This is a genomic window from Massilia sp. P2_C2 (assembly GCF_056404615.1).
Genome location: NZ_JBFUDR010000568.1, coordinates 1 through 1,660 on the forward strand (window position 1 = coordinate 1; position 1,660 = coordinate 1,660).

The 1,660-nt window shown below is 55.8% G+C and carries 2 protein-coding genes; both read right to left on the reverse strand.

Annotated elements, in window-relative coordinates:
- Positions 1–1,189, reverse strand: a 1,189-nt coding sequence (locus AC1DYX_RS30895; RefSeq protein ID WP_477266007.1) for a class I adenylate-forming enzyme family protein, incomplete at its 3' end; no start/stop codon positions are given.
- 11 nt (positions 1,190–1,200) lie between these two features.
- On the reverse strand, positions 1,201–1,660 hold a 460-nt coding region (locus AC1DYX_RS30900), incomplete at its 5' end, for an enoyl-CoA hydratase/isomerase family protein (RefSeq protein ID WP_477266009.1).

Sequence of the window (1,660 nt, forward strand, 5' to 3'; positions counted from 1 at the left end):
CCTTGTTTCCACCGACGTTGATAAAGCGCGAGCGCCGCCCAATGATTCGGAATCCGTCCGGCTCACGGCGAACGATATCCTGGCTCCACATCCAGCCATCACGAAACATCTCTGCCTGCGCGGCAGGCGCATTGATATATCCTCGGGCAAGGCCCGGCCCGCGGGCAATCAACTCGCCTGTGTCCGCGACTTCGTCCGTTGGCATCAACCTGACCTCGACGCCTTCGAGTGGCACTCCGACCAGCGTATCGTCCCGGCCTTCCCGGTCCAGGCAGATTGCGCCAATCTCGGAAAGCCCATAGGCTTGTCGAATCTGAATACCGAATTTCTCCTTGAAGGCCTCGGCCACTGTGCGCTCGATCTTGGCGCTAGCGGAAATCAACATCCTTATACTCGACAGATTGCACCGGGCAGGTGAGACGGATTCCAACATGATCGAATAGAACCACGGCAGAGTTGAGATCAGCGTTACCGAGTGCTGCTCGATCAGCTTGACCAACTTGCGCGCCGTGAGTGCCGACGGCATAGGCGCCACCACCGTGCAACCCGTCATAAGGGCAGGCAGCATCAGAATCTCAATGCCATGGCAATGCGATAATGTAAGCATGCATAGCACTGTGTCCTCGGATGTCAGCGATGTGCTGTCGCGCCAGGATGCTACGCGCGCCAATACGTTCGCCCCTGACAGTGCGATGCCCTTGGGAGGCCCGCTTGAACCGGAAGTCGTGTGCACCACGAAATCACTTGGCTCATAGCGCGCCTCGCCATTACGCTTAACCGTTCCTTCGGTAGGCCACAAGCGGAAGTGGCGTCCTTCCGCCGTTTCCAGCGGGACGGCACCATTCGGCAGTTGACGTTCCCGATCAAGCACCAGAAGCAGATCGACAGCAAGATCTCCCAGTAGACTAGAACGTTCAATATCGGTCAGGCGTGGATCCACCAGCACGAGATAGGCACCGAATTGCGCGATGGCAAAATAAGCGGCCATGAAATCAATCGGGCTCTCCACTTGCAGCCCCACGACTCTGCCACGCRCCGTGTCGGGCAATGCATTGGCCAGGCTAAGGGCTTCCCGCATCAGTGCCGCAAAAGAGATCTTTGCCCCATCGCCTACGATGGCAGTTTTTTCCCCATAACGATCACACGCATTTGAAAATGAATCAAAAACCTCGTTGCCGGAAATAGACAATTTTCTTACCCTTATAATTCTCCGGATACGAAGGAATCCGCACCCCTATGACTCCTGCCAAGGATATTTTTGAAGTGCGAATCCATTGCTCTTTCCTCAAAAGCAGCAATATGAACTTTCTTGGAAATCGCTATCGAATCCTTTAATGCCCGGTCCATGCTCTGATTAATGGCCGCCTTAGTATTCATATAGGCGGCACTTGGGAAGGTTGCCCGATCATGGGCCCGCGCCATCACCTCTGCCATCAACCGATCTTGGGGTACGACCTCATGAACAAAGCGATGCTCCAATGCCTCTTGCGCGCTGAATTCGCGTGCTCCGAGCATCGTTTGACGCGCCGATTCCGCTCCAAACAACGCTGACAGGATGGCACCACCCACCGACCCTCCGATCCCATGCCGCAGCTCAGGCATCGAAAGCTTCGCACTGTCGGAAATGATCCGCCAATCCAGCATCAGCGCGACCTGGAAC